Annotated in this window: 21 protein-coding genes; 13 read left to right on the forward strand and 8 right to left on the reverse strand. The window is 51.5% G+C overall.

Annotated elements, in window-relative coordinates:
- Positions 1-174 precede the first annotated feature (174 nt).
- A complete protein-coding gene (locus JQN73_RS06900) occupies positions 175-657 on the forward strand; it encodes a copper chaperone PCu(A)C (protein WP_205322361.1) in 483 nt (160 codons plus the stop codon).
- Positions 658-825: 168 nt separating this feature from the next.
- Here the strand turns inward: JQN73_RS06900 and rfaE2 are convergent, their stop codons facing one another.
- Both rfaE2 and JQN73_RS06910 read right to left on the reverse strand, forming a co-directional pair.
- Complete coding sequence (gene rfaE2, locus JQN73_RS06905; protein WP_205322362.1) at positions 826-1305, reverse strand: D-glycero-beta-D-manno-heptose 1-phosphate adenylyltransferase; 480 nt, start codon at positions 1303-1305, stop codon at positions 826-828.
- 115 nt (positions 1306-1420) lie between these two features.
- Positions 1421-2284, reverse strand: a complete 864-nt coding sequence (locus tag JQN73_RS06910; protein ID WP_205322363.1) for a ferritin-like domain-containing protein — start codon at positions 2282-2284, stop codon at positions 1421-1423.
- 402 nt (positions 2285-2686) lie between these two features.
- Here JQN73_RS06910 and JQN73_RS06915 point away from each other — a divergent pair, with 402 nt between their 5' ends.
- The 8 genes from JQN73_RS06915 (at position 2687) to JQN73_RS06950 (ending at position 10013) form a co-directional block, all read left to right on the forward strand.
- Positions 2687-4024, forward strand: coding sequence for an NAD(P)/FAD-dependent oxidoreductase (locus JQN73_RS06915; protein ID WP_205322364.1), 1338 nt, complete (start codon positions 2687-2689; stop codon positions 4022-4024).
- A 14-nt stretch (positions 4025-4038) separates the two neighbouring features.
- A complete protein-coding gene (locus JQN73_RS06920; protein WP_205322365.1) occupies positions 4039-4854 on the forward strand; it encodes a DUF1365 domain-containing protein in 816 nt (271 codons plus the stop codon).
- Positions 4851-6104 (forward strand): cyclopropane-fatty-acyl-phospholipid synthase family protein, encoded by a 1254-nt coding sequence (locus JQN73_RS06925; RefSeq protein WP_205322366.1) that lies wholly within the window; start codon positions 4851-4853, stop codon positions 6102-6104. The genes JQN73_RS06920 and JQN73_RS06925 overlap by 4 nt, the downstream gene beginning before the upstream one ends.
- 69 nt (positions 6105-6173) lie before the next feature.
- On the forward strand, positions 6174-6815 hold the full coding sequence (locus tag JQN73_RS06930) for a chalcone isomerase family protein (protein ID WP_205322367.1): 642 nt from the start codon (positions 6174-6176) through the stop codon (positions 6813-6815).
- Complete coding sequence (locus tag JQN73_RS06935) at positions 6812-8086, forward strand: MFS transporter (protein WP_205322368.1); 1275 nt, start codon at positions 6812-6814, stop codon at positions 8084-8086. The genes JQN73_RS06930 and JQN73_RS06935 overlap by 4 nt, the downstream gene beginning before the upstream one ends.
- 58 nt (positions 8087-8144) lie before the next feature.
- On the forward strand, positions 8145-8681 hold the full coding sequence (locus JQN73_RS06940; RefSeq protein ID WP_205322369.1) for a DUF3833 domain-containing protein: 537 nt from the start codon (positions 8145-8147) through the stop codon (positions 8679-8681).
- Positions 8682-8715: 34 nt separating this feature from the next.
- On the forward strand, positions 8716-9501 hold the full coding sequence (locus JQN73_RS06945) for an SDR family NAD(P)-dependent oxidoreductase (RefSeq protein WP_240162461.1): 786 nt from the start codon (positions 8716-8718) through the stop codon (positions 9499-9501).
- The gene (locus JQN73_RS06950; RefSeq protein ID WP_205322370.1) at positions 9498-10013 is read left to right on the forward strand and encodes a nuclear transport factor 2 family protein; all 516 of its coding nucleotides are present in this window, start codon (positions 9498-9500) and stop codon (positions 10011-10013) included. Before JQN73_RS06945 ends, JQN73_RS06950 begins: the two co-directional genes overlap by 4 nt.
- Before the next feature lie 132 nt (positions 10014-10145).
- Here JQN73_RS06950 and JQN73_RS06955 read toward each other — a convergent pair whose 3' ends face one another.
- On the reverse strand, positions 10146-10925 hold the full coding sequence (locus tag JQN73_RS06955; protein ID WP_205322371.1) for a PhaM family polyhydroxyalkanoate granule multifunctional regulatory protein: 780 nt from the start codon (positions 10923-10925) through the stop codon (positions 10146-10148).
- A gap of 442 nt (positions 10926-11367) precedes the next feature.
- Between JQN73_RS06955 and JQN73_RS06960 the strand changes: the two genes are divergently transcribed.
- From JQN73_RS06960 to queC, 3 genes are all read left to right on the forward strand, one after another.
- Positions 11368-12393, forward strand: coding sequence for a DUF3108 domain-containing protein (locus JQN73_RS06960; RefSeq protein WP_240162528.1), 1026 nt, complete (start codon positions 11368-11370; stop codon positions 12391-12393).
- Positions 12394-12539: 146 nt separating this feature from the next.
- Entirely contained in the window at positions 12540-13304 is a 765-nt protein-coding gene (locus tag JQN73_RS06965) for a DUF3108 domain-containing protein (RefSeq protein WP_205322373.1), read from the forward strand.
- A gap of 188 nt (positions 13305-13492) precedes the next feature.
- Positions 13493-14194 (forward strand): 7-cyano-7-deazaguanine synthase QueC, encoded by a 702-nt coding sequence (gene queC / locus JQN73_RS06970; RefSeq protein ID WP_205322374.1) that lies wholly within the window; start codon positions 13493-13495, stop codon positions 14192-14194.
- Between the two features lie 167 nt (positions 14195-14361).
- Here queC and JQN73_RS06975 read toward each other — a convergent pair whose 3' ends face one another.
- The 3 genes from JQN73_RS06975 to hppD all read right to left on the reverse strand — a co-directional run bounded on the left by JQN73_RS06975 (position 14362) and on the right by hppD (position 20777).
- Complete coding sequence (locus JQN73_RS06975; protein WP_205322375.1) at positions 14362-18072, reverse strand: indolepyruvate ferredoxin oxidoreductase family protein; 3711 nt, start codon at positions 18070-18072, stop codon at positions 14362-14364.
- A 519-nt stretch (positions 18073-18591) separates the two neighbouring features.
- Positions 18592-19533 (reverse strand): phenylalanine 4-monooxygenase, encoded by a 942-nt coding sequence (phhA, locus tag JQN73_RS06980; protein WP_205322376.1) that lies wholly within the window; start codon positions 19531-19533, stop codon positions 18592-18594.
- 128 nt (positions 19534-19661) lie between these two features.
- Positions 19662-20777 carry a 4-hydroxyphenylpyruvate dioxygenase gene (hppD, locus tag JQN73_RS06985; protein ID WP_205322377.1) on the reverse strand — a complete coding sequence of 372 codons (1116 nt, stop codon included), beginning with the start codon at positions 20775-20777 and terminating at the stop codon, positions 19662-19664.
- Positions 20778-20980: 203 nt separating this feature from the next.
- Between hppD and JQN73_RS06990 the strand changes: the two genes are divergently transcribed.
- Entirely contained in the window at positions 20981-21493 is a 513-nt protein-coding gene (locus JQN73_RS06990) for an Lrp/AsnC family transcriptional regulator (protein ID WP_205322378.1), read from the forward strand.
- A 56-nt stretch (positions 21494-21549) separates the two neighbouring features.
- Here JQN73_RS06990 and JQN73_RS06995 read toward each other — a convergent pair whose 3' ends face one another.
- Complete coding sequence (locus JQN73_RS06995; protein WP_205322379.1) at positions 21550-22212, reverse strand: GNAT family N-acetyltransferase; 663 nt, start codon at positions 22210-22212, stop codon at positions 21550-21552.
- Positions 22209-23474: a multifunctional CCA addition/repair protein gene (locus JQN73_RS07000; protein ID WP_205322380.1), complete on the reverse strand. Its 1266-nt coding sequence runs from the start codon at positions 23472-23474 to the stop codon at positions 22209-22211. The genes JQN73_RS06995 and JQN73_RS07000 overlap by 4 nt, the downstream gene beginning before the upstream one ends.
- Positions 23475-23479 lie beyond the last annotated feature (5 nt).

Genomic DNA, 23479 nt, shown 5'->3' on the forward strand with positions numbered 1-23479 from the left:
TTCTGGCGCCCCTCGCCAAAAGGTATCTCCCGGCGGCCCAGCACGTGAGCTTGGTCGACGGGCCTTGGCGAGCGAAGCCTAATTGCTATAATCGGCGCTGTCAGTCAATGACAGGCAACACATTTTTGCCCGCGTTTGCGCTTGGTTTGCTTTACCAATAGTTAAAGGAATGTCATGTTTCCACGCATTACCCTCCCGCTTGCTGCCTTTGTAATTGGCGCATCTATTTTCAGTGCATCAGCTTTCGCACAGGACTACAAAATTGGTGCGTTAAAAATTAACCATCCTTACGCACGTGCGACTGTACCCGGCCAATCCAGCGGGGGTGCTTACATCAGCATAGAGAATACCGGAAGTACAGCGGACAAGTTAATCGGCACCACTTCGCCAGCGGCAAAGTCGGTAGAGATCCATACGATGAAAATGGATGGCAATATCATGAAAATGCGTGAAGCTGGCGAAGTCGAATTGAATCCGATGAGTACTGTCGCCATGGCGCCGGGTGGCGGGTTTCACATTATGCTGATGGGATTGACCAAGCCGCTGAAAGCGGGCGACCAATTTCCCATGACGTTGATTTTTCAGAAAGCAGGAAAGATTAATGTATCGGTCAGTGTCGAAGACACGAGCGGCATGACAAATACGATGCATCATTAATTAGTGCCTGGCATGCGTCTTCCATCCAGAGAAGGTGCTGCCATTCGATGAAGAGATGTGTAATTACCTCTGCCGCACCACGCTTTTTTTTCGGTGAATTTATTGTCGTATGCCAGCCGCAGCCCGGTCAGCCACGATCCGCTGCGAGCGGATCGGCATCGAAAACCGTCAGGTACCCTGCCGGACCTTGGATAGCAGTTTGCTGGTCGAACGGTCATGTTCAAAGGGAATAGCGACCACTTTACCGCCATACGCTAACACTGCCTGGCCTTCTGGAATCGCGTCCATCTGGTAGTCGCCGCCTTTGACGTAGATATTCGGCCGCCCTTCCTGCACGACTTCCAGTGCCGTATCTTCATCAAACTCAACCACCAGACTCACCGCTTCCAGCGCTGCCAACACCGCCATGCGATCCGCACAAGTATTAATTGGCCGGTCGTCGCCTTTCCCCAGACGTTTTACCGACGCATCGGTGTTGACCGCGACCACCAGAGAAGCCCCTTCTTCGCGGGCCTGCGCCAGATAGGTCACATGTCCGCGATGCAATATGTCAAACACGCCATTAGTCAAAACAACCGGCTGCGGCAATGCGGCGATGCGGGCGCGCAATTCTGCTCTGGAACTCAGTTTTTGTTCAAATGTAATCATAGCGCTCACGCAAATCAGGAATAAAAAAGCCGCAACGTATGCGGCTTTAGGGGATTAAGGGATTAAGGGGATTAATCAGTAATCGCCGACCTATCAGTTCGCATAAATTAGGCGATTAACCAACTTTCACCGTCGAAGCAGATGATTCAGCCAAACGCGCAACGATCTCTTTGCGATACCGATTCAATTCTTGCACGGTAGAGAAACTACGTTCGAATAGCAGCGACATATTATGCAATATACGATCAACCACTTTCTTTTCCCATACGCCGTCAAACTGAATCTGATCATCAAGCCAGCGCTCAAGCCATTCTGGATCTGGCAGACGGCTTTGCACCGTATCGTTCGGAAACAATGCTTTATTCACATGCAAATTGGTCGGATGCAAAGGCTTCTCGGTCCGACGTGCAGACGCCATCAACACACCAATCTTGGCAAACGCAGCTGACGCACTATCGCCTACTTCAACTAATGCTTTTTTCATGTACTTTAAATAAGCACCGCCATGCCGTGCTTCGTCCTGGCTAATAATTTTATAGATTTGCTTGATAACTGGTTCTGTATGCCAATCGGAGGCACAACGATACCAATGATTCAGGCGAATTTCGCCGCAAAAATGCATCGTCAGGGTTTCAAGCGGTGGCGCAGGATCAAATTCAAAGCGCACTTTATCCAGTTCCTCTTCAGTCGGAACCAACTCAGGCCTGAAACGACGTAAATATTCCATGAGCACCAGCGAGTGCTTTTGCTCTTCGAAGAACCAAACCGACATGAACGCGCTGAAATCGCTATCGCCACGGTTATCGCGCAAGAACATCTCTGTCGCGGGCAGTGCTGACCATTCTGTAATTGCATTCATGCGAATCGTCTGAGCCTGCTCATCGGAGAGTTGGGAGGCATCGAATTTGTCCCACGGAATATCGGTCTCCATGTTCCAGCGGACTTGTTCCAGAGATTTAAACAGTTCGGGATACAGCATACATACCTTACAAGATGGGTTAACACATCGATTTTACCAAGAATTACCTTGGCAACCTATTTATAAGCTCTCCGCCCGCCAGATTCAATCGTCAATATTGTAATAAACACTATATAAGGCCGGGAAAAATCCTGATACATCGCGTGAGCGTTTCGCAAGAAGTCTCGCGCCCTTTCTTCCGGTCATGCGCACATATGCGCATGCATGCGGACATGTGCAGATATATACGCCCCATTCAGCACGCCGGATTCAATGCTATATATTGCCAAATAGACCATTTAATTTAATTTTGAATCCAATAGCGATTACACACCGTATTAATAACAGCGAGATTAAGTCCCGTATTTAAAAGGGCGTCTATTTAAAAGTTAATGCAAATAAGCGTCCCTGGGAGAGATTAAGATGAAAATCGCGATTGTTGGTTCCGGCATTTCTGGCCTCGCCAGCGCGTACCGCTTAACGCAGGCTGGCCATCATGTCTCCCTTTATGAGGCCAATGACTATTTCGGCGGCCACACCAACACCGTCGATGTCACTCTGGAAGGGCATACCTACGGCGTCGACACAGGCTTCCTGGTGTTCAATCATCGCACCTACCCGAATTTGGTCAACCTGTTCAACGAATTACAGGTAGAAACCGTTGCCACCGATATGTCATTCTCGGTGAAAACGCCGATCGACGGACGTTTTGGGAAGCGCACGCTGGAATGGTCGGGCACCAATCTCGACAGCGTGTTTACACAGCGCCGCAATTTGTTCAGCCCACGCTACATCGGCATGATTCGCGACATTCTGCGGTTCAATAAACAGGCAACCTCGCTTGCACTGGATCACAGCTCAGCGGTTGGACGAATGTCGCTGGGTGACTTTCTCACTCATCACGGCTATAGCGATGCCTTTAAAAACTGGTATCTGCTACCCATGGCAGGCTGTATCTGGTCCTGCCCGACGGCACAAATGCTCGCCTTCCCGGTGTCGAGCTTCATCCAGTTTTGCCATAATCACGGGCTTTTGCAAGTCGATGATCGGCCGCAGTGGCACACAGTCAAAGGTGGTGCCCGACAATATGTCGAGAAATTAATAAAGGCGATTCCCGATAAATATTTACGAACCCCGGTGACAGGGGTGCGGCGCGCTTATATAGATGGCGTTTGCCAGGTAGTGATTCAAACCCCGCACGGCAGCAGCACCTACGACCACGTAGTTTTGGCCGGACACAGCGATCAGAGCCTGAAATTATTGCAAGACATTACGTTCCAGGAAAAGAAACTTCTGTCGTCGGTGCAATACCAACCGAACCATGCGGTTCTTCATACGGACCAAAGCTTGCTACCTGCCAACCGCAAAGCATGGGCGGCCTGGAACTATCAAAGCGAAAATGGAAACGATCCTCGGGTGTGCGTGCACTATCTACTCAACCAGCTGCAGCCGCTGCCGTTTAAAACTCCTTTGATTGTTTCTCTCAATCCAATCGACCAACCGGCACCGCACAGCGTAATACGTCGCTTCGATTATGCCCATCCGGTATTCGATGCGGCGGCGATTGCCGCGCAACCCAAATTCGCAAAACTCCAGGGGCAAAATAACACCTGGTTCGCCGGTGCATGGCTCGGTTACGGTTTTCACGAAGACGGCCTCAAGTCGGGACTTTCCGTGGCGCAGGCCATCCTTGCACAACCAGAGCGCATCCATACCATCAGACCGCTGCGGACCGACCCCCTCGAAAGTATCGCGGCGTGACACGGGGAAAAGACATGCCCACTATTCTTCATCAAGTGCAACTCTGCTTCGGTATGGTCCGCCACACCCGCCTGCGACCGGTTCATCATGCGTTCACGTACGGCATATATTACGTGCGCATTCCTTTACGCACGCTTGGTCAGTCCAATTTTGGCAGCCGCTTTTTTTCACGTAATCGCTTTAATTTATTGTCGTTTCATGATCGCGACTATGGCGATGGAAAGCTAGCTCCGATCACCTGGATAGATGCCACGCTCAAAGCGGAAGGAATTGATGATGCCGATGGCGAAATTTGGCTCCAGACCTTTCCGCGGGTACTCGGCTATGTCTTCAATCCTGTCTCGTTTTGGTTCTGCCATCGTCTGGACGGCAGCTTAAGAGCAGTGCTGTGCCAGGTGCGAAATACCTTCGGCGAACAGCACAGTTATCTGCTCGACGGCAAAACCCAAGAGGGTGGCAGTATCACCTTCGGTACCGAATTACGCGCAAAAAAAATATTCCACGTTTCACCGTTTTGCGAAGTTACCGGCGCTTATCGCTTTAGATTTATGCGTACGCAAAATAACCAGGAAACCTCACCGACGGAACGCACGACCGCGCGTATCGAATACGACGATGCAACGGGGCCGTTAATACTCACCAGCGTTTCCGGCACCGCGGCGCTATCTGTACCGCTCTCCGACCGCTTGGTACTACGCGCTTTTTTTCGCTATCCGGTCATGACCGTCGGCGTGATTCTGCGCATCCATTGGCAGGCACTAAAACTATGGCGCAAGCGTGTTCCCTTCTACAGCAAGCCCGTTCCCCCATCTAACGAGGTGTCCCGATGAACTCCAACTCTTCCCAGTCCAACGCTTATGTCAATGGGCGCGAGTACGACCACGTATCGACCAAAAATTTTCCTGCACGGGTGCAGTTTATTCTTCAACTGCTGCAAAAACTGGATCACGGCGTTTTGATCATGACGTTTCCGGACGGACAAACCGCTACCTATGGCAAAGTCACCGACGAGCGTGCCCGCCCGGTCATGATGACTTTAAAAAACTGGGACGTTTTTAATGCGGCGTTAAAATCGGGCGATATCGGCTTTGCCGAAACGTTTATTGATGGGCATTGGAGTACGGATAATCTGCCCGGCCTGATTGAACTGTTCATCCGTAATCGACAAGTGATTGAATCAGTGATCTACGGGACGTGGTGGGGCAATTTTTTATATCGCATAAAACATTTATTTAATCGTAATAGCAAAACCGGTAGCCGCAAAAATATCCATGCCCACTACGATATCGGAAACGACTTTTACCAATTATGGTTAGATCCTTCCATGACCTATTCGAGCGCCCTGTTTTCGGATGAGCATGTTGAGAACCTTCAGCAAGGCCAGGACGCAAAGTATCGCCGCATACTCAATCAACTCCGCCTTCCGGACAATGCACGGCTTTTAGAAATAGGCTGCGGTTGGGGGGCATTTGCGGAGATCGCCGTGCGCGAAGCCAATGCGCACGTCGTAGGACTTACTCTATCCACAGAACAACTGCACTTTGCGAATCAACGATTGCAAAATGCTGGCGTGGTTAACCGGGTTGAGTTGTTATTGCAGGACTACCGCGATGTGGCAGGCGAATTTGACGCCATAGCCTCGATCGAAATGTTCGAAGCAGTAGGCGAAAAATACTGGCCGAGCTATTTCGCCTGCGTTGCGCGCAATCTTAAAACTGGCGGTCGCGCCTGCATCCAGACGATTGTGATTGACGATGCGCTATTCGAGCGCTATCGCCGCAGCACCGACTTCATTCAACAATACATTTTCCCGGGGGGAATGCTGCCGTCCCCATCGGCGTTCCGGGCCCAGGCCGAACGCCACGGATTGCGGGTGGTCGATACTCTCTCATTTGGACTGGACTACGCACGTACGCTGGTAGAGTGGCGCCGCGCCTTCAAGGAACAATTGCCCCGCGTCCGCGCGCAAGGTTTCGATGATCGCTTTCTGCGCACCTGGGATTTTTATCTGGCGTATTGCGAAGCCGGGTTTATCGCTGGCAGTATCAACGTAGCGCAATTTACCCTGCAAAAAATATAACCACAGCAATTCTGGTCACGCGCCCCGCTGCATAGCGAGGCATAACGTTTTGACTTTAAGGAGAATGAAATGTTGTTGCGTCAAATCCGCCTCTGGTGTCTATTATTGGTTTGCACACTTGCGACTGGATTACACAATTCCGCCAACGCCGCTAGCCCTCTCGACAATGCGGTCACCAATGGTGCCGACGACTCGGGCAGCGCGGCCCAGCAACAGATTCAAAACGCGATCCCGCATGCGCGATTAGCTGGTCAAGGCCGCTACCGCTGGTTCGGTTTATCCATTTACGATGCGCAACTTTGGGTTGGCGATAAGGGCTTCCAAACCTCGGCGCCCGCAGCTGCGAGCTTTGCCCTCGACTTGCGGTATAACCGATCATTTAAAGGCACCAGGATCGCCGAAAGCAGTATCGATCAAATGCGAAAAATCGACAGCGGCAGCGAGGCGGAGTACGGACCTTGGCTCAGCCAGTTGAAGGCAATATTTCCCAACGTTATCGACGGTTCACATGTTACCGGCATTTTCCTACCGGGCATCGGCACGCAGTTTTATATGAATGGAAAATTGATCGGAGAAATCCATGATCCACACTTTTCGGCGGCGTTTTTTGGTATTTGGCTGTCGCCCGGCACAACTGCTTCGGGTCTTCGAAAACAGCTTCTCGCCAATGCCACCGCGACCCCCTCAGCTAATTCAAGTCATCACGAATGAATAAACTGGCATTTCCTGCGCTTCTGAAATACGGCTTGTTCGGCTTGCCGCTGGCGTTGGTTGCATTGCCTGTTTACGTCTATGTCCCACAATTTTATGCAGATCGGTTTGGCATTTCCCTGTCTCTGATCGGCCTGATCCTGTTAGTAACCCGTTTGTTTGATGCGTTTATCGATCCTGCAATCGGTCGGTGGCTTGACCGCAGATGCACCAAAGACCGGTTTAGAAATGCTATCTGGTTGGGAGTGCCTTTATTGGCTTTCGGGTTCACTGCGCTATTTTTACCGCCGGCGTTTACGCAAGAGTTTCCGTTGTCATGGCTGATACTCGCATTGCTGATTGTCTATGTTGGATTCAGTCTTGCAACTATCGCGCACCAAAGTTGGGGTGCGGCTTTGACGCAAGCGCTGGAGCAACGCTCACGACTGACTGCCACTCGCGAAGCTTGCGGTTTGATCGGCGTAGTGCTTGCAGCCGCGTTGCCAGGATTGCTGGGAATTCGCTGGTTGCCGCCTGTGTTTTTGATATTACTGGTGCTATCGGCGTGGATCCTGAAGCTTGCTCCAAAACCGCTTGCTTCAACATCGGGTTTTTCAGGGAGTCCCGACGTCACACAGGCAAATCGCAATGCAGTTATGTCCGATCTGTTGCTGCCATTCAGGAACGTACGCTTTTGCTGGTTATTTGGTATTTTTGTCGTAAATGGTATCGCCGCAGCGATTCCGGCCACGTTGTTTCTGTTCTTTGTAGACGATCAGTTGCAACTGGGAAAATACGGCGGTTTATTTCTCATGCTGTATTTTTTGGCCGGCGCGATATCAATGCCCGGCTGGTCCGCGCTGGCCCGGCGTTACGGTGAGGCGCGTGTCTGGTTCGCGGCCATGCTGTTGGCAATACTCGCTTTTATCTGGGCCTACGGCTTAACAGCTGGCGACATGCTGCCCTTTTCGCTGATCTGCATCATGTCCGGCTTTGCATTAGGTGCCGATCTCTTGCTACCGCCCGCCCTCCTGGCTGGTGTTATCGCAAACGGCGGCCATAGCTGTGAAAAAGAAGGCGCCTACTTTGGTATATGGAGTTGGGCTACCAAACTTAATCTTGCTCTGGCCGCCGGGATTTCACTACCGCTATTGGAATACCTTGGCTACCGCCCGCATCTTATTAGTCACCAAGGCGCGCATGCGCTTGCGATAGGCTATGCCGTTTTACCTTGCGCATTAAAACTGGTGGCAGCAGCTATTTTATGGAAGGCCCCGTTACGCCACATTTGAGCGCTTCCACGGCGCCCTCTCAGGCGACATTCAGACATCATTTTTTTCGGAGAACAGTATGAAATCGTTTTTAAAAATATTGCTGGTAATGTTGGTCGTCTTGTTGAGCGGATGTAGCACGACCTCCGAAGGCAACACTTACGCCGACCAACAACCGACACTCAGTCTGCCGCAATATTTCAACGGGACGCTAGACGCCTGGGGGATGTTTCAGGATCGTTCCGGCAAGGTCGTCAAACGTTTTACCGTCGTGATTCAATGTAAATGGGAAGGTGACACCGGCACCCTCGATGAAGATTTCACTTACTCTGACGGCACCAAACAACGCCGCATCTGGACCCTGAAAAAAATAGGGCCAAACAAGTTCACCGGTACTGCTGCCGATATAGTAGGCGAGGCGATTGGCATTACTGACGGCAATACTTTGCGTTGGAAATACGTTCTGGCGTTGCCCGTTAACGGGCATACCATCAACGTGAGTTTTGATGATTTAATGGTCCAAATGGACCAGCGCATCATGCTAAATCACGCCGTGATGAGCAAATTCGGCTTTAAAGTTGGCGATATTAGTTTATCGTTCACTAAGCGCCCTTGAAGAATAACCAAACGGCCTTCATCACAAGGAAACCATGAATCTTCTCAATCCGATGAACCCGACAATCGTCGAATGGCATCAATACCGCGTCTGGGTTATCGGCGCCTCTAGCGGCATCGGCGCGGAAACCGCACGACTGCTTCTGGCGAAAGGTGCTCGCGTGGCCCTGTCGGCCCGGAACGCAAAAGGCTTGGACGACATTAGTGCCGGGCAGCACAATGCGCTATCGGTGGTCCTTGATATCACACAGCACGATACCGTGATTGCTGCGCGCGACCAAATTCTCAGAGCGTGGGAAGGCATCGATCTTATATTGGTCGTGGCAGGAGGATACGGCGAAATGCGGGCGGATAATTTCGAACTGGCGCTCGCCAACCGTTTGATTGATCTAAATCTACGCGGCACTATGCACTGCCTTGATGCTGCCTTGCCCGTATTGATCAAACAAGGAAAAGGCGCCATTGGCATAGTGGCGTCTGTCGCCGGTTATAGCGGGCTACCAAGAGCGATGGCTTACGGCGCGACTAAAGCTGCGCTGATTAATTTGACGGAATGTCTGTATTTTGATCTGCGCCCCCGGGGTATTGGCGTGTATCTGATTAACCCAGGCTTTGTGGAGACGCCGTTGACCGCCGATAACGACTTCCCGATGCCCGCCATCATATCGGCAACGACCGCCGCCAAAGCGCTGATTGAAGGAGTCGAACGTGGTGAATTCCACATCCATTTTCCAAAACGTTTCACCAATTGGCTGCGATTTGCACGCCTGCTGCCCTATCGGGCTTATTTTGCGTTGCTACACAAGGTAACCGGCCTATGAATACAATTAACCAACATACAGATGAGCTGACGCATAACCAACGCGATGATCAAACCAGGAATTTGCAGCGTATCGTTACGTTCTTTGAAACGTTTACAATCGATAATCTGGCATTGATACCGCTGATCTACGCGCCGGATGCATGGTTCAAAGATCCCTTCAATGAGGTCATCGGGTTACCTGCTATCAAACATTTATATACGCATATGTTCGTGCAGGTTAACGACCCGCACTTCGTGATCACGCACCATATGCAGCAAGAGGATGTGGCATTTCTGGCTTGGGAGTTCTACTTTAGGATGAAACATTTTTCCAAAGACAGGCAATGCATACGGGGTGCAACGCAGCTCCAACTGGACAAGGACGGCTATATTACTCAGCACCGGGACTATTGGGACGCCGCTGAAGAACTCTATGAAAAACTACCGGTATTGGGTAGCTTCATGCGTTTGTTGAAACGCGGCGCAAAAGCGAGTGAAGCGCCGCAAAGCAGCACTTCAACCCGGCGATAGCACCATCGTTCCGGATTGGCGTAAAGTTGCCCCCGGCGGCCTGCTTTCTGAGCCTGCTCGCGCAGGATCTCAGTCGGCGGTCTTGGCAAACCCGGTCCCGGGATACCATGTGCAAATCATGATACTAAAAACTTATTTCGATTCCAGTTTCTTCATGCGCGTAGCAGAAGAAGATTTTGTCGTGCCCCCAGCAGCACCCGGTTTAGCCTTTGCTTTCGCTCTGGTTGGATTGCTCTTCACCGTTCCGCCTGGCTTGGCTGGTGACTTTCTGGCGCTGGCAGCTTTCTCCGCCTTAGGCGGTTTTGATGCTTTGGTGGCTGCCGCTTCGGTTGCCATAACGCTGCTCACGACCTGTTTGAACTGGTTTTGCAGAACATCCCACCAGACACCGGTATTGCCGGCAGTTTGCGCATCCGACACTTCAGGCGTATAACTTTCCGCTGCGACGGCCTCTGGCCTGACCGGCAATGGTGACTCCACAATTGGCGGCGCAGCCGGTTCAGGCACTGCTTCGTTGGCGGCTTTGGCTTTTTCCGGCATAAACGAAAAGGGAAACTGTGAAGCCATGGTAGCCCAGGCCGCCGCTCCGTCGGTGACACTTTCTGCGGCCGAGGTATCTGTAAACTTCGGTGTTGTCTTGCCGTCTGCGGAAGGCATCAGAGCGCCTATCGATTTTAGTGCGGTTAGCGTTGCGCTTTGAACTTCAAGCGCTTGTATCGTGGTCCGCAGCATATTCAGATTCAAGCTCAGCCAACCTTCGACCGCTTTTAAGTCGGTGACCTTCTTATCTATTTCTTCCACCGAAATAATCGGCACGACCATTCCCGGCACGCCCATTCCGCCCCACATTTTTTTAATGAAATCAACACTGTTTGTCATCGCATCCGCTCCGAAAATATTAGGATTGCTCATATGAATCTCCTCGAATGATTTTGTTCACATTTTTTTAACCACCATCGCATACTATACCGCCCATAAACGCTATATTGCGATCGGACAAGGAATCATTTGGTTTATTTTGATCAAGCGGCTGCGGCGCTGTTTCCGCCCTGAAAATATTTTATAAATTACCGGGAAAAAGTTGCTAAAAAGAATTTTTTAGGCGGCCAAAAAGCTTTTTAGAATTCGGATGATGCTGACTAGCTCGAGGCCCGGAATAGAGTGTGAGACGTATCGGGAGCGTTCGGTTTACACTATACGGATGACGAGGCCTTCCAAGAATGTAATCCAGGACGCGCACCACGAGCGCCCTACGCAACCGATCAAAAAGGCATCCCGGGGCTGGTTGCTTCTGCTCGTCGTCTCGCTTCTACTACACCTTTTTTTGATCAATTGGGGTAGCGACTTGCTTACCGTGCCAGAAAATGCGGTGGTCAGTTCGCCCGTCGTGATCGCGGAACTGAAACCACTTCCACCGGTAGCCAAACCGATTTTAGCGCCAAAGCCGGTGGTACCCAAGCCAGCTGCAGTGTCCCGTAAGGTTCGGAATAAAGCAGCTATCCCACCATCAACACCGCGGTCCGAACCGGAAGTCCCGGATATGCCGATCACGGAAACCAGAACCCCTATCCCGACTATCGCGCTCACCGACAATGCCAGCATCCAGATAAACCCTTCCAACGGCGGCGCGGGATCCGGCCCGCCGTCCGAGGGACCGAGCGTGCCCGCGCAGCCAACACCGAAAGTTGATCCAGCCGTTCCAGCTGCGCCAACCGCTGTCCATTACGAGACCAAACCGCCCCCATCTGCGGAGCTGAAATATGACGTCGAGGCGCTTAATAAAGGTCAAACTTATCATGGCGGTGGGAAAATCACATGGCAAACAAATGGCAGCAGTTACACGATCAATGGTGAAGCTGGCGTATTGTTCATCAACGCGCTCGACTTTAAAAGTGAGGGCGAACTCAATGACTATGGCGTCTCTCCCCTGCTTTACACAGAGAAAAAATTCCGTAAACCTGTCACCAGCACGCGTTTCCAACGCGCACCCGACACCATTACTTTTTCTGCATCGACCAACAGCTATCCTCGCACCGGAGGCGAGCAGGATCGCGCTAGTATTGTCTGGCAATTGGCCAGTATCGGACGCGGTGACCCCGGAAAAATCGTGGCGGGAGGCGTTATCGATTTATTTGTCGCTGGAGACAAAGATGCGGAAACCTGGCGTTTTCAGGTTTTAGGACAAGAAGAAATCAAAGTTGGTCGCGGCAGCGTGATGACATGGCATCTGGCGCGCAAGCCGCAACAAGGCTCATACGAAAAAACGCTGGATATCTGGTTAGCACCGCAACAAGAGTGGTATCCGGTTAAATTGCGCTTTACTGAAAAAAATGGGGACTATTTGGATATGTCGATGTCAAAGCTTAGGCAGCTTAATTAAGCGGCTCAATTAAGCAGCTCAATCAAGCAGCTCAATCAAGCAGCTTAATCCTTGAACAACACCTGCAGAAAAAGTCGTCTTCTCACGGTTTTGCGCGCGTGAGCCACTTTTTGGTCGAATTTCCTGGCCTTATTCTAATGAAGACTATGAAAATTCCCTTACTTTGCTATGCACGTATTTCCATTGCTGCACTACTTTGCAGCGCCAGCATTCACGTATTCGCTGCCACAGCAGACCATATTTCCACCAAACGATCATTTAACTTACCGCCGTCGGCCGAGCTAAATTATGCGATTCGTGCCAGGCAAAGCGGCCTATCGATTAACGGCGACGCCGTCGTAAAATGGCAAACCGACGGCCACGACTACAGTGTCGAAGCGACTACCCGCGCCATGATTCTAGGAAAAATTCTGGAAGCCAAGAGCGACGGAAAGATCGACGACTATGGTTTATCTCCTACCCAGTTCACCGATAAGCGATTCCACAAAAACAGCACTACGACTACTTTCAATCGCGATACAAATGGTGGAACAATCACATTTTCGCCCTCCGATGCATCTTATCCGATCATAGGTGGGGAACAGGACCGTACCAGTATCGTGTGGCAATTAGTTGCGGTGGCGCGCGCGGCCAAGAAGCAATTCAAACCCGGCTCGGACTGGGTATTTTTCGTCGCTGGTCAACGTGATGCAGAGCCGTGGACCTTCAAAGTCATCAATCAGGAAAAAATCACGACCGGCATGGGTGAGGTCGAGGCCATACATATATTTAGAGAACCGCCGCCCGATGCTACCGAACAACGTTTAGACATCTGGCTTGCACCATCCCTTGAATGGTATCCAATCCGCATTCGCTTTACCGACCCGAATAATGATTTTGTCGATCAGACACTCGATAAAATAACCAAATAGCGTTGCTTTTCTTCGGGCGTCGGCCAATCGCTATGAACTATATTGGACCGACGATATTCGCCCTTCGGGTTATGAGAAAATAACAGGCCTTAGCGCCCTCACAGCTACCTCGACAATTGCCAGAAAATAACTATTGCGCAACGATTGCTGATGCAGTTACCACCTTAACTTAATTAAAAGATTCATATATGACACTCCCAAGCGGTGCTTTAGTTCTATTCAGCGGTGGTCAAGATTCCACTACCTGCCTCGCGTGGGCTTTGTCGCGTTACGACCGGGTTGAAACAATCGGTTTTGATTACGGGCAGCGACATGCAGTCGAATTGAAGCAACGCCCGATATTATTAAACAAGCTGCGTGCGCAATCGGTCGAGTGGGATAAAAAGCTGGAAGAAGATCATGTCATCGATTTATCTCTGATTTCCAAGATTTCATCCACTGCCATGACGGAAGATGTTGAAATCGTGATGCAAGAAAATGGCCTGCCCAACACCTTTGTTCCCGGCCGCAATCTGTTATTCATGACGGTTGCGGCGACCGTCGCGTATCGCCGTGGCCTGAATGTTCTGGTCGGCGGCATGTGTGAAACCGACTTCTCCGGCTATCCTGATTGCCGGGATGACACCATGAAAGCCTTACAGGTAGCCCTGAATCTCGGCATGGCTACACGGATCAAGCTGGAAACGCCGTTAATGTGGATTGATAAGTCGCAGACCTGGACGCTGGCGCAAGAGCTTGGCGGCGAGGTGCTGGTCGATCTGATTCGCGCCGATACCCACACCTGCTATTTGGGTGAGCGTGGAGAATTACACGATTGGGGCTATGGCTGCGGAACGTGTCCCGCTTGTGAACTGCGAGCGCGGGGCTATCAACAGTTTGTGGGTAAATAGGTTCAGAATAATTCAGAATCAGCTGGGAATCGGTTGAAAAACCAGCTGAGAATCGGTTGAGCCGAAATGTGGCTGTCGACCTCTGGATCTACGGAAGCAAGAATAAAAATGGCCGGAAACTCCGGCCATTTTTTTATTGCATTTAACTTTACTCGCGGACCAATGCTTTAGGCCGCGATGGCGCTCTTTGCCAATGCCTGTGTTACCGGCGACGGATGATCAAACTCCTTGATTAACTGTAGCTCCTTCACCCTTGCAGCAGATAAATGCCGATCCTTTACATGCCCGTAACCGCGGATTTCTTCGGGAATACTGGCAATTGCCACTGCGGTTGCCAGATTTTCCAATGTCAAACGTGGCAGCAAAGCCGCAATCGTCTGACGATAGTGCGTGATCAGATCACGTTCCTCTTTGCGTTCCTTGGTGTAGCCAAAAATATCCAGCTTACTGCCACGCAGGAACTTGCACTTTGCCAGTACGCCAAAAGCACGCATCATCCATGGGCCGAACTCTTGTTTGATCAAGTGGCCGTTCGCATCGTGCTTAGCAAATAGTGGCGGAGCAAGATGGAATTTAATCTTGTAATCACCTTCAAACATGTTGGCAATTTTGGCACTAAAAACACCATCGGTATATAAACGCGCGACCTCGTATTCGTCCTTATAGGCCATCAACTTAAACAGATAAGTCGCCACCGCCATGCTGAGACGCGTCGAACCCCGCGTAGCGCCATCTGCATGCAACTGATGCTCGGTCTGCTGAATATTGGCGACAAAGGTACGATATTGCTCCGCGTAGGCAGGATTTTGATATGCGCTTAAAAATGCTACCCGACGCGTTATCACATCATCCAACGTCAGCGTTCGCTTGAACTCGATCACTTGCGCCGGACTATCGGCAGGACTTGCACTTGTCCGCGTGCGCTGATCCAGACCTTCCGGATCACAAGCTGCCGTGCGCCCCCATGCAAATGCTTGCTTGTTGAACGCCACTTGCAGCGCGTTCAGTTCAATCGCCTGCATCAACGAAGCTTCGGTTAGCGGCACCCACCCTTTTTGCCATGCATAACCCAACATAAACATATTGGTCGCGATTCCATCGCCCATTAATGCCGTCGCAATGCGACCCGCATCGATAAACTCAACCCGATCGTTTCCACAGGCTGCCCGAATATCCTTTTCAGCAGCGGCATCTGGCGATTGCCAATCGGGATTTTTTACAAACGCGGCAGTCGGCGTGCGGGTTGCATTGATAGCGGCAAATGTACGCCCTTCGCCCATCCGAGACAACGCGTCGCGGCTCGCCGTAACAATCGCGTCGCAACCAATCACCAGGTCGGCATCGCCGGTACCAACCCGGGTCGAATGCAGATCGTCCGGATGATCCGACAAGCGCACATGGGACATGACCGGCCCACCTTTTTGCGCCAGACCGCTCATATCGAGTACCGAGCAACCTTTACCCTCAACGTGCGCAGCCATTGCCAAAATTTGCCCGATGGTCACCACGCCAGTGCCACCAATTCCGGTCACAAGAATGCCATAAGGCCGGGAAGTTGTCGGCAAGATCGGAGTCGGCAACTTCACTACCGGCTCAGCAATTTTCTTGTGGACATCGGTCGCAGACCCGCCTGCAGTCGGTGTCACTGCAAGTTTTTTAGGCTTCTTCAAATTGCCACCTTCAACGGTGACAAAGCTCGGACAGAAACCAGTCACACAAGAAAAGTCCTTGTTGCAGGACGACTGGTTAATCTGACGCTTACGTCCGAACTCGGTTTCAAGCGGCTCCACCGATAAACAATTCGACTGCACGCTACAGTCTCCGCAACCTTCGCAAACCGCCTCGTTGATCACTGCACGCTTGGCTGGATCCGGGTACTCGTTACGTTTCCGACGGCGACGCTTTTCCGAAGCGCAGGTTTGATCATAGATCATCGCCGAAGCACCCACAATTTCGCGCAACTCGCGTTGTACCGCGTCTAATTCACTGCGATGACGGATTGTTACGCCAGGTGCCCAATCAGTCGACGGCGGATATTTGTCCGGCTCGTCGGTCACAACAATAATCGGTGTCACCCCTTCTGCCGCGATTTGTCGCGAAATCATGGCGGGGTCGAGCGGTCCGTCAAAAGCCTGACCACCAGTCATCGCGACAGCATCGTTGTATAAAATCTTGTAAGTAATGTTTACCTTGGCCGCAACCGACGCCCTGATCGCTAATAACCCCGAGTGGAAATACGTGCCATCACCCAGATTAGCGAAAACGTGTTTTTCACTGGTGAAGGGCGCTTGACCGATCCAGTTGACGCCCTCGCCGCCCATATGTGTGAAGGTTGAGGTTTCGCGGTCCATCCACAACACCATGTAATGGCATCCGATACCTGCCAGGCCGCGGCTTCCTTCTGGCAATTTGGTCGACGTATTGTGCGGACAGCCCGAACAAAAATGCGGCACCCGATCTTTGTTTGGATCTGGCTTACTACTAATATTGAGCAACGTTTCCTTAGCCTCAAGGTAGGCAACCCGTTCCTTGACGCGCTGCTCGACCGGATGACCAGCGAAGTATTTTGAAATCCGCGTGGCTATGGCACGGGCGATTTGCGCTGGATTCAGTTCGTACGTTGCAGGAAGTAACCAATCACCGTGGCCTGCGCCATGATTGCTCCACTCACCGGTGTCATCGAACTTTCCGACCACGCGTGGCCGCACATCGTCACGCCAGTTGTACAGTTCCTCTTTCAACTGATATTCGAGGATTTGACGCTTTTCTTCGACCACAAGAATCTCTTCGAGACCTTGCGCAAATTCGCGCACACCCTCAGCTTCCAGCGGCCAGGTCATACCGACCTTAAACAACCGAATCCCGATATCGCGCGCAATACTCTCATCAATGCCAAGATCAGCCAGTGCTTGCCGTGTATCCAGGTAGGACTTTCCGGCGGTAATAATACCGATCCGCGCACGCGGACTATCCCAGATAATTTTGTTGAGCTTGTTGGCACGCGCATAGGCCAATGCCGCATACCACTTGTAATTGTTCATGCGGGCCTCCTGGCCCAGCACGGTATCCGGCAGACGTATATTCAGACCGTCTACAGGCATTTCGAAATCTGCGGGCAATACGATCTGCACGCGATCGGGATCGAGTTCGACCGAAGCGCCTGACTCCACCACATCGGTCACGCATTTCATCGATACCCATAGCCCGGTGTAACGACTCATCGCCCAACCATGCATGCCGTAATCGAGATACTCCTGCACCGAAGAAGGATACAAGACCGGAATACCGCAAGCCTTCAGAATGTGTTCACTCTGGTGCGCGGTGGTCGAGGATTTGGCTGCGTGATCATCGCCTGCCAACACCAATACGCCGCCATGTTTTGAGGTCCCCGCCATGTTAGCGTGTTTAAAAACGTCGCCGCAACGGTCAACGCCGGGACCCTTTCCATACCATAATCCAAAAACGCCATCGTATTGCGCACCGGGAAACAAGTTAACCTGTTGCGTACCCCAAACACTGGTTGCAGCGAGATCTTCGTTCATACCCGGGTGAAATTTAACGTTGTGGGCGTCCAGGTATTTTTTTGCCTTGGCCGCCATCAGATCGACACCGCCCAGCGGCGATCCGCGATAGCCCGTGATATATCCGGCGGTATTTAGCCCGGCCAATACGTCGCGTTGGTGTTGCAACATTGGCAAGCGAATGATCGCTTGCGTGCCCGTCATAAAGGCCCGCCCACGTTCAAGCGTGAATTTATCGTCTAGCGAAATGGGGATAGATGATTCGCCCGTATGAGGGCCGATATCTTGGTCGGATGCCGGGGGTGTCGCTAAAGGCGAGTCGGTGGTCAGCAAATCTGCCGTTAATGGTGCGTTCATTCAGTCTCCGTGCCAAAAATTATGTTTTTGATTGCACTACGCCTAAGTTATCAGGCGCGGTTAAAACGTATTCACCTTATGAGTAAATCATTCTTTTATATGTGCATGAGTTTTTGCTACATTCCCATCATAAGCCAACTTACGTGCTCACGCACAAACCGCATCTGATAATCGCTGAGCTGGCTGGAGCAGAATCACGGGCCGCTAAGGGATTTCTTAATGATTCACAAAGTTGACTTCAGGTAACAACTGTAACAAGGCGTAAGTACCATGGAAAACCGATTGGGGAAGGCGTGTAATAGCAACTTGTTTGAAGCGGCTGATGACCTCCCCTGGACCGGTCGCTTTGAATAAACCTCCCTCTAGTGTTCCCTTTATTTCACTAGTTGCGGATTCTGCTCTCCCCGGCAGAATCCGCTTTTTTTTGCCTGCAAACTTTCCCTGCCCGGGTAAAGAATTAACTTTCCATTTAACGCAGGAATCCCGCTCAGTTGCTCAGTTGCTCAGCTGCTCAGCTGCTCAGCTATGCGGCAGGTTAATTTCATCCGGTTGCAAAGTGTTTGCCGCGAGTGGTGCGGATGCTGCCAATTTTTGATAAATCGGCAGGAAATCAGGCGCGGTTTCATTGAACAATTGCTGGAAGTCTTTAATCACAAAATAGGTTTCCTGATATGAATCTATTTTGTATAAAGTGCGCATGATGCGCTCAAGATCAAACGGAATACGCCTAACCGCCGGACTAGTCAGACTATGCTCGATTTCTCCTCCCGACGACAAGATTCCCGCCCCATAGACGCGCAAACCCGCTGGACTTTCGATCAACCCGAATTCAATCGTGTACCAATACAGTCTCGCCAACATTGCAAGACCATCCACTTTTAGCGCTTTTAATCCGCCCTTGCCGTACTCCTGCAAATGGTCCGCGAAAATAGGGTTGAACAATAAAGGCACGTGCCCGAAAAAGTCATGGAAAAGGTCCGGCTCAACGATGTAGTCAAACTCTTCAGGCTCACGTAACCAGACCGTGACGGGAAAGCGGCGGTTTGCCAGATGATTGAAAAAAGTATGATCCGGCACCAAGCCTGGCACCGCGACCAAACGCCAGCCAGTGGCTTTAAACAAGCGGGCCGAGGTCTCATCAAAACGCGGGATGCCATCGGCGATGTTCAATCGCTCCAGACTGTCGATGAAAACATCGCATGCCCGACCCGGAATTAACTTGGCCTGGCGCTGATATAAGCGCCGCCAAAGCGCGTGCTGCTCCGGTGTGTAAGCTTCCCATTCTTGCTGGACAACGTAATCCGCGTCAATTTTTCGGTAATCGCCGCGCAGCCCTACACCGTCTGATTTTTCCGCAACGGTTGCAAAAAAATCGGCTGTATTTACCGCGCTGTCCGGCTTTACAGCAGCATCAACTATGGTCGTGCTCAAGACTTCATTATTTACACGTGTGTTCATCATCAATTCCTAACAAATCAGCTTGCATGCCGGTATCCGATCTACATTTCTGCCTTAACCCGCATATGCCCCAAGTGCACATATAAGTGCACCAATAAGCTCTCAGCAGAAGGATACCGGAGCTTTCCGGCTCAGTGTGGCGGACTCGCAGAAACGTCCGTTAAGACGCCCCGCTTGATCTGATCCAGCTCAATTGATTCGAACAGCGCCCGAAAATTTCCCTCGCCAAAACCTTGATCGCCTTTACGCTGAATGATCTCAAAAAAAATCGGACCAATCACATTTTGGGTAAATATCTGCAACAGTAGCTCCCGCTCAGTGGCGTTGCTATTGCCATCGATCAGAATACGCAATCGCTTCAGATCATCCAGCCGCTCGCCGTGTGCGGGCAAACGCCGATCAACAATATCGTAATACGTTTCTATCGTGTCCTGAAACGCAACATCGCGGGACTTCATGTCCGTGATGCTGGTATAAATATTATCTGTGCCCAACGCGATATGCTGGATACCCTCACCATGATATAGATCGAGGTACTCGGCGATTTGCGATTTATCGTCAGAAGATTCATTAATCGGAATTCGAATTTTTCCGCACGGAGATGTCATCGCTTTCGACTTTAATCCCGTGAGTTTTCCTTCGATGTCGAAGTAACGTACTTCTCGGAAGTTAAACAGATTTTCATAGAAATCGGCCCATTCCTTCATGCGACCACGATGTACATTGTGGGTCAGATGATCAATATAGGTCAGGCCGCATCCTGCCTGCTTTGCTTCCGCGCCGGGAATTGCCACGAAATCGACGTCGTAAATGCTGATGTCGCCAATCCCGCCGATAGAAGTTTTGCCATGCCAACGATCTACAAAATAGATCAGCGAATCGCCCACGCCTTTAATAGCTGGAATGTTTAGCTCCATCGGCCCGGTACGATTATCAAATCCCCATGCACCTAATTCCAACGCCCGTTTATACGCAAACGCGGCATCCTGCACACGCAGCGCGATGGCACAAACGGATGGGCCATGCTGACGCGCAAAACGCTGCGCAAACGAATCTTGCTCGGCGTTGATAATAAAATTGATATCGCCCTGACGATACAGCGTCACAGCTTTGTGACGGTGACGAGCAATCGCGGTGAAACCCATTTTTTCAAACAGCGCAGCCATTGCCGCAGGGTCCGGTGCCGCATATTCAATGAACTCGAAGCCATCCGTGCCCATAGGATTTTCCCAGGGTTGAAATTCCATATTCATCTCCTCAATGCGTTATTGGTCTGATAAGTACCGCCTTTGTCACAAGGCGGGCAGATAAAAATGCCTTAAGCGTCAATACTTCGACGGTCTCTGACTTTTAGTATAGTTGGATGCACCAGGCAGATAATTGCAAATAATCTGCGATTTCTTCGACTACAGCAGTAATATTGCTCAATTCATTGAATTTAGGGTGCTTTATGGCTGGGATTGAGTTTGATAAAACTGATCGAAAAATTTTGGCGATTCTACAGGAGGACGGCCGCCTCTCTAACCAGGAGGTCGCCGAACGGGTCAATTTGTCGCCGTCGCCCTGTTTGCGCCGCATAAAGCGGTTGGAAGAAGCCGGGGTTATTCGACAATACGTGGCGCTGCTAGACCCCGAAAAAATCGGTCTGGGCTTGCTAGCCTATGTTAACGTCCGCCTGGAAAAACACGGCGCCTCGCAAGTTAGCGCGGGTCGTTCAAGCACATCGGTCACGCATTCCCCGCGCGAAGATTTTTCGGCGTCGGTGACGCATTGGCCAGAAGTTGTTGCCTGTTATGCGATGACTGGTGAAATGGATTATTTGTTGCGGGTGCATGTCGAAGACATGGCGCATTTTTCCCGCTTCATGATGGAGACGCTGTTGCGCCATCCGGCTGTCCTGGATGTGAAGTCGAGCTTCGCCCTGCGGCGGCTAAAGGATACAACGGCATTACCGCTGCTTTGATAGTTTGCGATCAGAAAACCTGAGATAGCGGCACACCTCCATAGCCCTTTAGTTGACTACTCGCGTTTAACCCAAGGCAAATTACCTAGCCATTTCAACGCGGCGCGCATGTTCGCTTTAAATGTGTAATCCAGCGTCGCTACCTGTTCCTGCATCGCTTCCTGAATCACCGTCGCAGGACTAGCTGGTAACAGTTTGAGATAAGCGTCTGCTTCGCCGTAATCGCGGTGAATCGTCATCCCGGCTTTTTTGGCAATATGCATCATGACTTTGTTCGACGATAAACAGTGCATATAGAGCGTATCGATATCGGCATTGCGGCAATGAATTCCGGCCCGCTCAAACAAGCGCGTCCCTACGCCCATGCCACGTGCAATCGAGGATACCGAGACACCAAACTCGGCGACCCGCTCTTTGGTGGTCGCTGCACGCATCGCTGGCAGTGCTTCACGCGGCGCAAAGGCCAGATGGCCGGCACCAAGCAATCGCAGTTTGCGGTCGTACACGCCAAAAATAGTATCGCGATCAAAATTCAGGCCGTCAACGTAGCGCGCCACCAACGCATCTGGCAATACAGAGCCAAAACGCAATAGCCGGTCGCCGCTGTCCAACGCCAGAAAATGACGCAACAGGCGCTTCCGCGCATGGCGTGACAATTCTTTCACGTAGATAGTCGGTCGTTGTATTTTCAGGGCTGCTGAACTGTCTGCGCCGTTCATAGTTCCTCTTGTTTCGGTGATATGGGACGTCCATCCCGTGCCGGAGCTGCCAGTATTGCAGCCTCGACCGCTGCAGTACGGGCGGCATGTATCGCCTCAGGTATGCGCTGCGGTTGATCTTTAAAGCCGCCTGCAATGTCACCGGCATTCACAGCCTGCGCCGCGCCCAACGCCATTTGCAAGAACGAGCGTTGCGGAAAGGGGCGTTCGGCGTAACCGGTCCTGCCGCGATAATCGCATTCGGTGGCCTCCAGCATCGCAAGGAACCGCTGTGGCTTGCGAAACGCATCGCAGCGTCCAAATAATGTGACCATGGTCTTGGCGCGCAACTCAAAAGCGCGTCCTACATCGCCATGTTCGCGTGCAGTCATCAGTGCCAGATCGCGCACGTCGCCTGGGACTTTCAGCCGCTCGCATACTCGCTCGACCAACGCCACACCCATCCCTTCATGACCATGATGGCTGGGCCATCCGGAGGATGGGGTCACGCCCTTACCCACATCATGCATCAGCGCGGCAAAGCGCACCGGCAATGGATAGTTTTCCTTGGCGGCCATATCGATGACCAACATCACATGTTTGCCCGTATCAATTTCCGGATGATACTTTTCCGGTTGCGGGATACCCCACAGAACATCAAGTTCAGGCACAATTCTCGCCAATGCACCGCAAGCACGCAACACCTCGAACATCCGTGACGGACGCGCCTCCATCAATCCACGCGCAAATTCCTGCCATACCCGTTCGGGCACCAATGCATCCACTTCCCCTGCAGCCACCATTTGCTGCATCAATGCGTTCGTTTCGGGTGCCACGAAAAATTCAGTAAATCGCGCAGCGAATCTGGCAACGCGTAAGATTCTCACAGGGTCTTCAGCAAAAGCCTCCGAGACGTGCCGAAAAGTGCGGGCCTGCAGATCTTTTTGCCCACCGAAGGGGTCAACCAAAATACCATCGTCACCGCGTGCGATAGCGTTGATGGTCAGATCGCGGCGGATTAAATCTTGCTCCAGGGTGACGTCGGCGTCGGTATGAAATACAAACCCCTTGTAGCCCGGTGCCGTTTTACGTTCTGTGCGCGCAAGCGCATATTCTTCTTGCGTATCAGGATGTAAAAATACCGGAAAATCTTTTCCAACAGGACGAAACCGGCGCGCCAGCATTTCTTCCGGCGTGGCCCCGACCACGACGAAATCGCGATCCTTTATGGCAAGACCCAGTAACTCATCGCGCACCGCGCCACCCACTACATAAATTTTCATCACAA

Source organism: Glaciimonas sp. PAMC28666 (assembly GCF_016917355.1).
Classification (GTDB): Bacteria; Pseudomonadota; Gammaproteobacteria; order Burkholderiales; family Burkholderiaceae_D; genus Glaciimonas.

Coding starts and splice junctions, on each gene's coding strand:
- JQN73_RS06910 (WP_205322363.1), bottom strand. CDS start 2,284: ATGCTGTATCCCGAACTGTTTAAATCTCTGGAACAAGTCCGCTGGAAC.
- JQN73_RS06940 (WP_205322369.1), top strand. CDS start 8,145: ATGAAATCGTTTTTAAAAATATTGCTGGTAATGTTGGTCGTCTTGTTG.
- JQN73_RS06965 (WP_205322373.1), top strand. CDS start 12,540: ATGAAAATTCCCTTACTTTGCTATGCACGTATTTCCATTGCTGCACTA.
- JQN73_RS06925 (WP_205322366.1), top strand. CDS start 4,851: ATGAACTCCAACTCTTCCCAGTCCAACGCTTATGTCAATGGGCGCGAG.
- JQN73_RS06900 (WP_205322361.1), top strand. CDS start 175: ATGTTTCCACGCATTACCCTCCCGCTTGCTGCCTTTGTAATTGGCGCA.
- JQN73_RS06990 (WP_205322378.1), top strand. CDS start 20,981: ATGGCTGGGATTGAGTTTGATAAAACTGATCGAAAAATTTTGGCGATT.
- JQN73_RS06920 (WP_205322365.1), top strand. CDS start 4,039: ATGCCCACTATTCTTCATCAAGTGCAACTCTGCTTCGGTATGGTCCGC.
- JQN73_RS06950 (WP_205322370.1), top strand. CDS start 9,498: ATGAATACAATTAACCAACATACAGATGAGCTGACGCATAACCAACGC.
- JQN73_RS06915 (WP_205322364.1), top strand. CDS start 2,687: ATGAAAATCGCGATTGTTGGTTCCGGCATTTCTGGCCTCGCCAGCGCG.
- JQN73_RS06995 (WP_205322379.1), bottom strand. CDS start 22,212: ATGAACGGCGCAGACAGTTCAGCAGCCCTGAAAATACAACGACCGACT.
- JQN73_RS07000 (WP_205322380.1), bottom strand. CDS start 23,474: ATGAAAATTTATGTAGTGGGTGGCGCGGTGCGCGATGAGTTACTGGGT.
- rfaE2 (WP_205322362.1), bottom strand. CDS start 1,305: ATGATTACATTTGAACAAAAACTGAGTTCCAGAGCAGAATTGCGCGCC.
- queC (WP_205322374.1), top strand. CDS start 13,493: ATGACACTCCCAAGCGGTGCTTTAGTTCTATTCAGCGGTGGTCAAGAT.
- JQN73_RS06975 (WP_205322375.1), bottom strand. CDS start 18,072: ATGAACGCACCATTAACGGCAGATTTGCTGACCACCGACTCGCCTTTA.
- JQN73_RS06955 (WP_205322371.1), bottom strand. CDS start 10,925: ATGAGCAATCCTAATATTTTCGGAGCGGATGCGATGACAAACAGTGTT.
- JQN73_RS06935 (WP_205322368.1), top strand. CDS start 6,812: ATGAATAAACTGGCATTTCCTGCGCTTCTGAAATACGGCTTGTTCGGC.
- hppD (WP_205322377.1), bottom strand. CDS start 20,777: ATGGAATTTCAACCCTGGGAAAATCCTATGGGCACGGATGGCTTCGAG.
- JQN73_RS06930 (WP_205322367.1), top strand. CDS start 6,174: ATGTTGTTGCGTCAAATCCGCCTCTGGTGTCTATTATTGGTTTGCACA.
- phhA (WP_205322376.1), bottom strand. CDS start 19,533: ATGATGAACACACGTGTAAATAATGAAGTCTTGAGCACGACCATAGTT.
- JQN73_RS06945 (WP_240162461.1), top strand. CDS start 8,716: ATGAATCTTCTCAATCCGATGAACCCGACAATCGTCGAATGGCATCAA.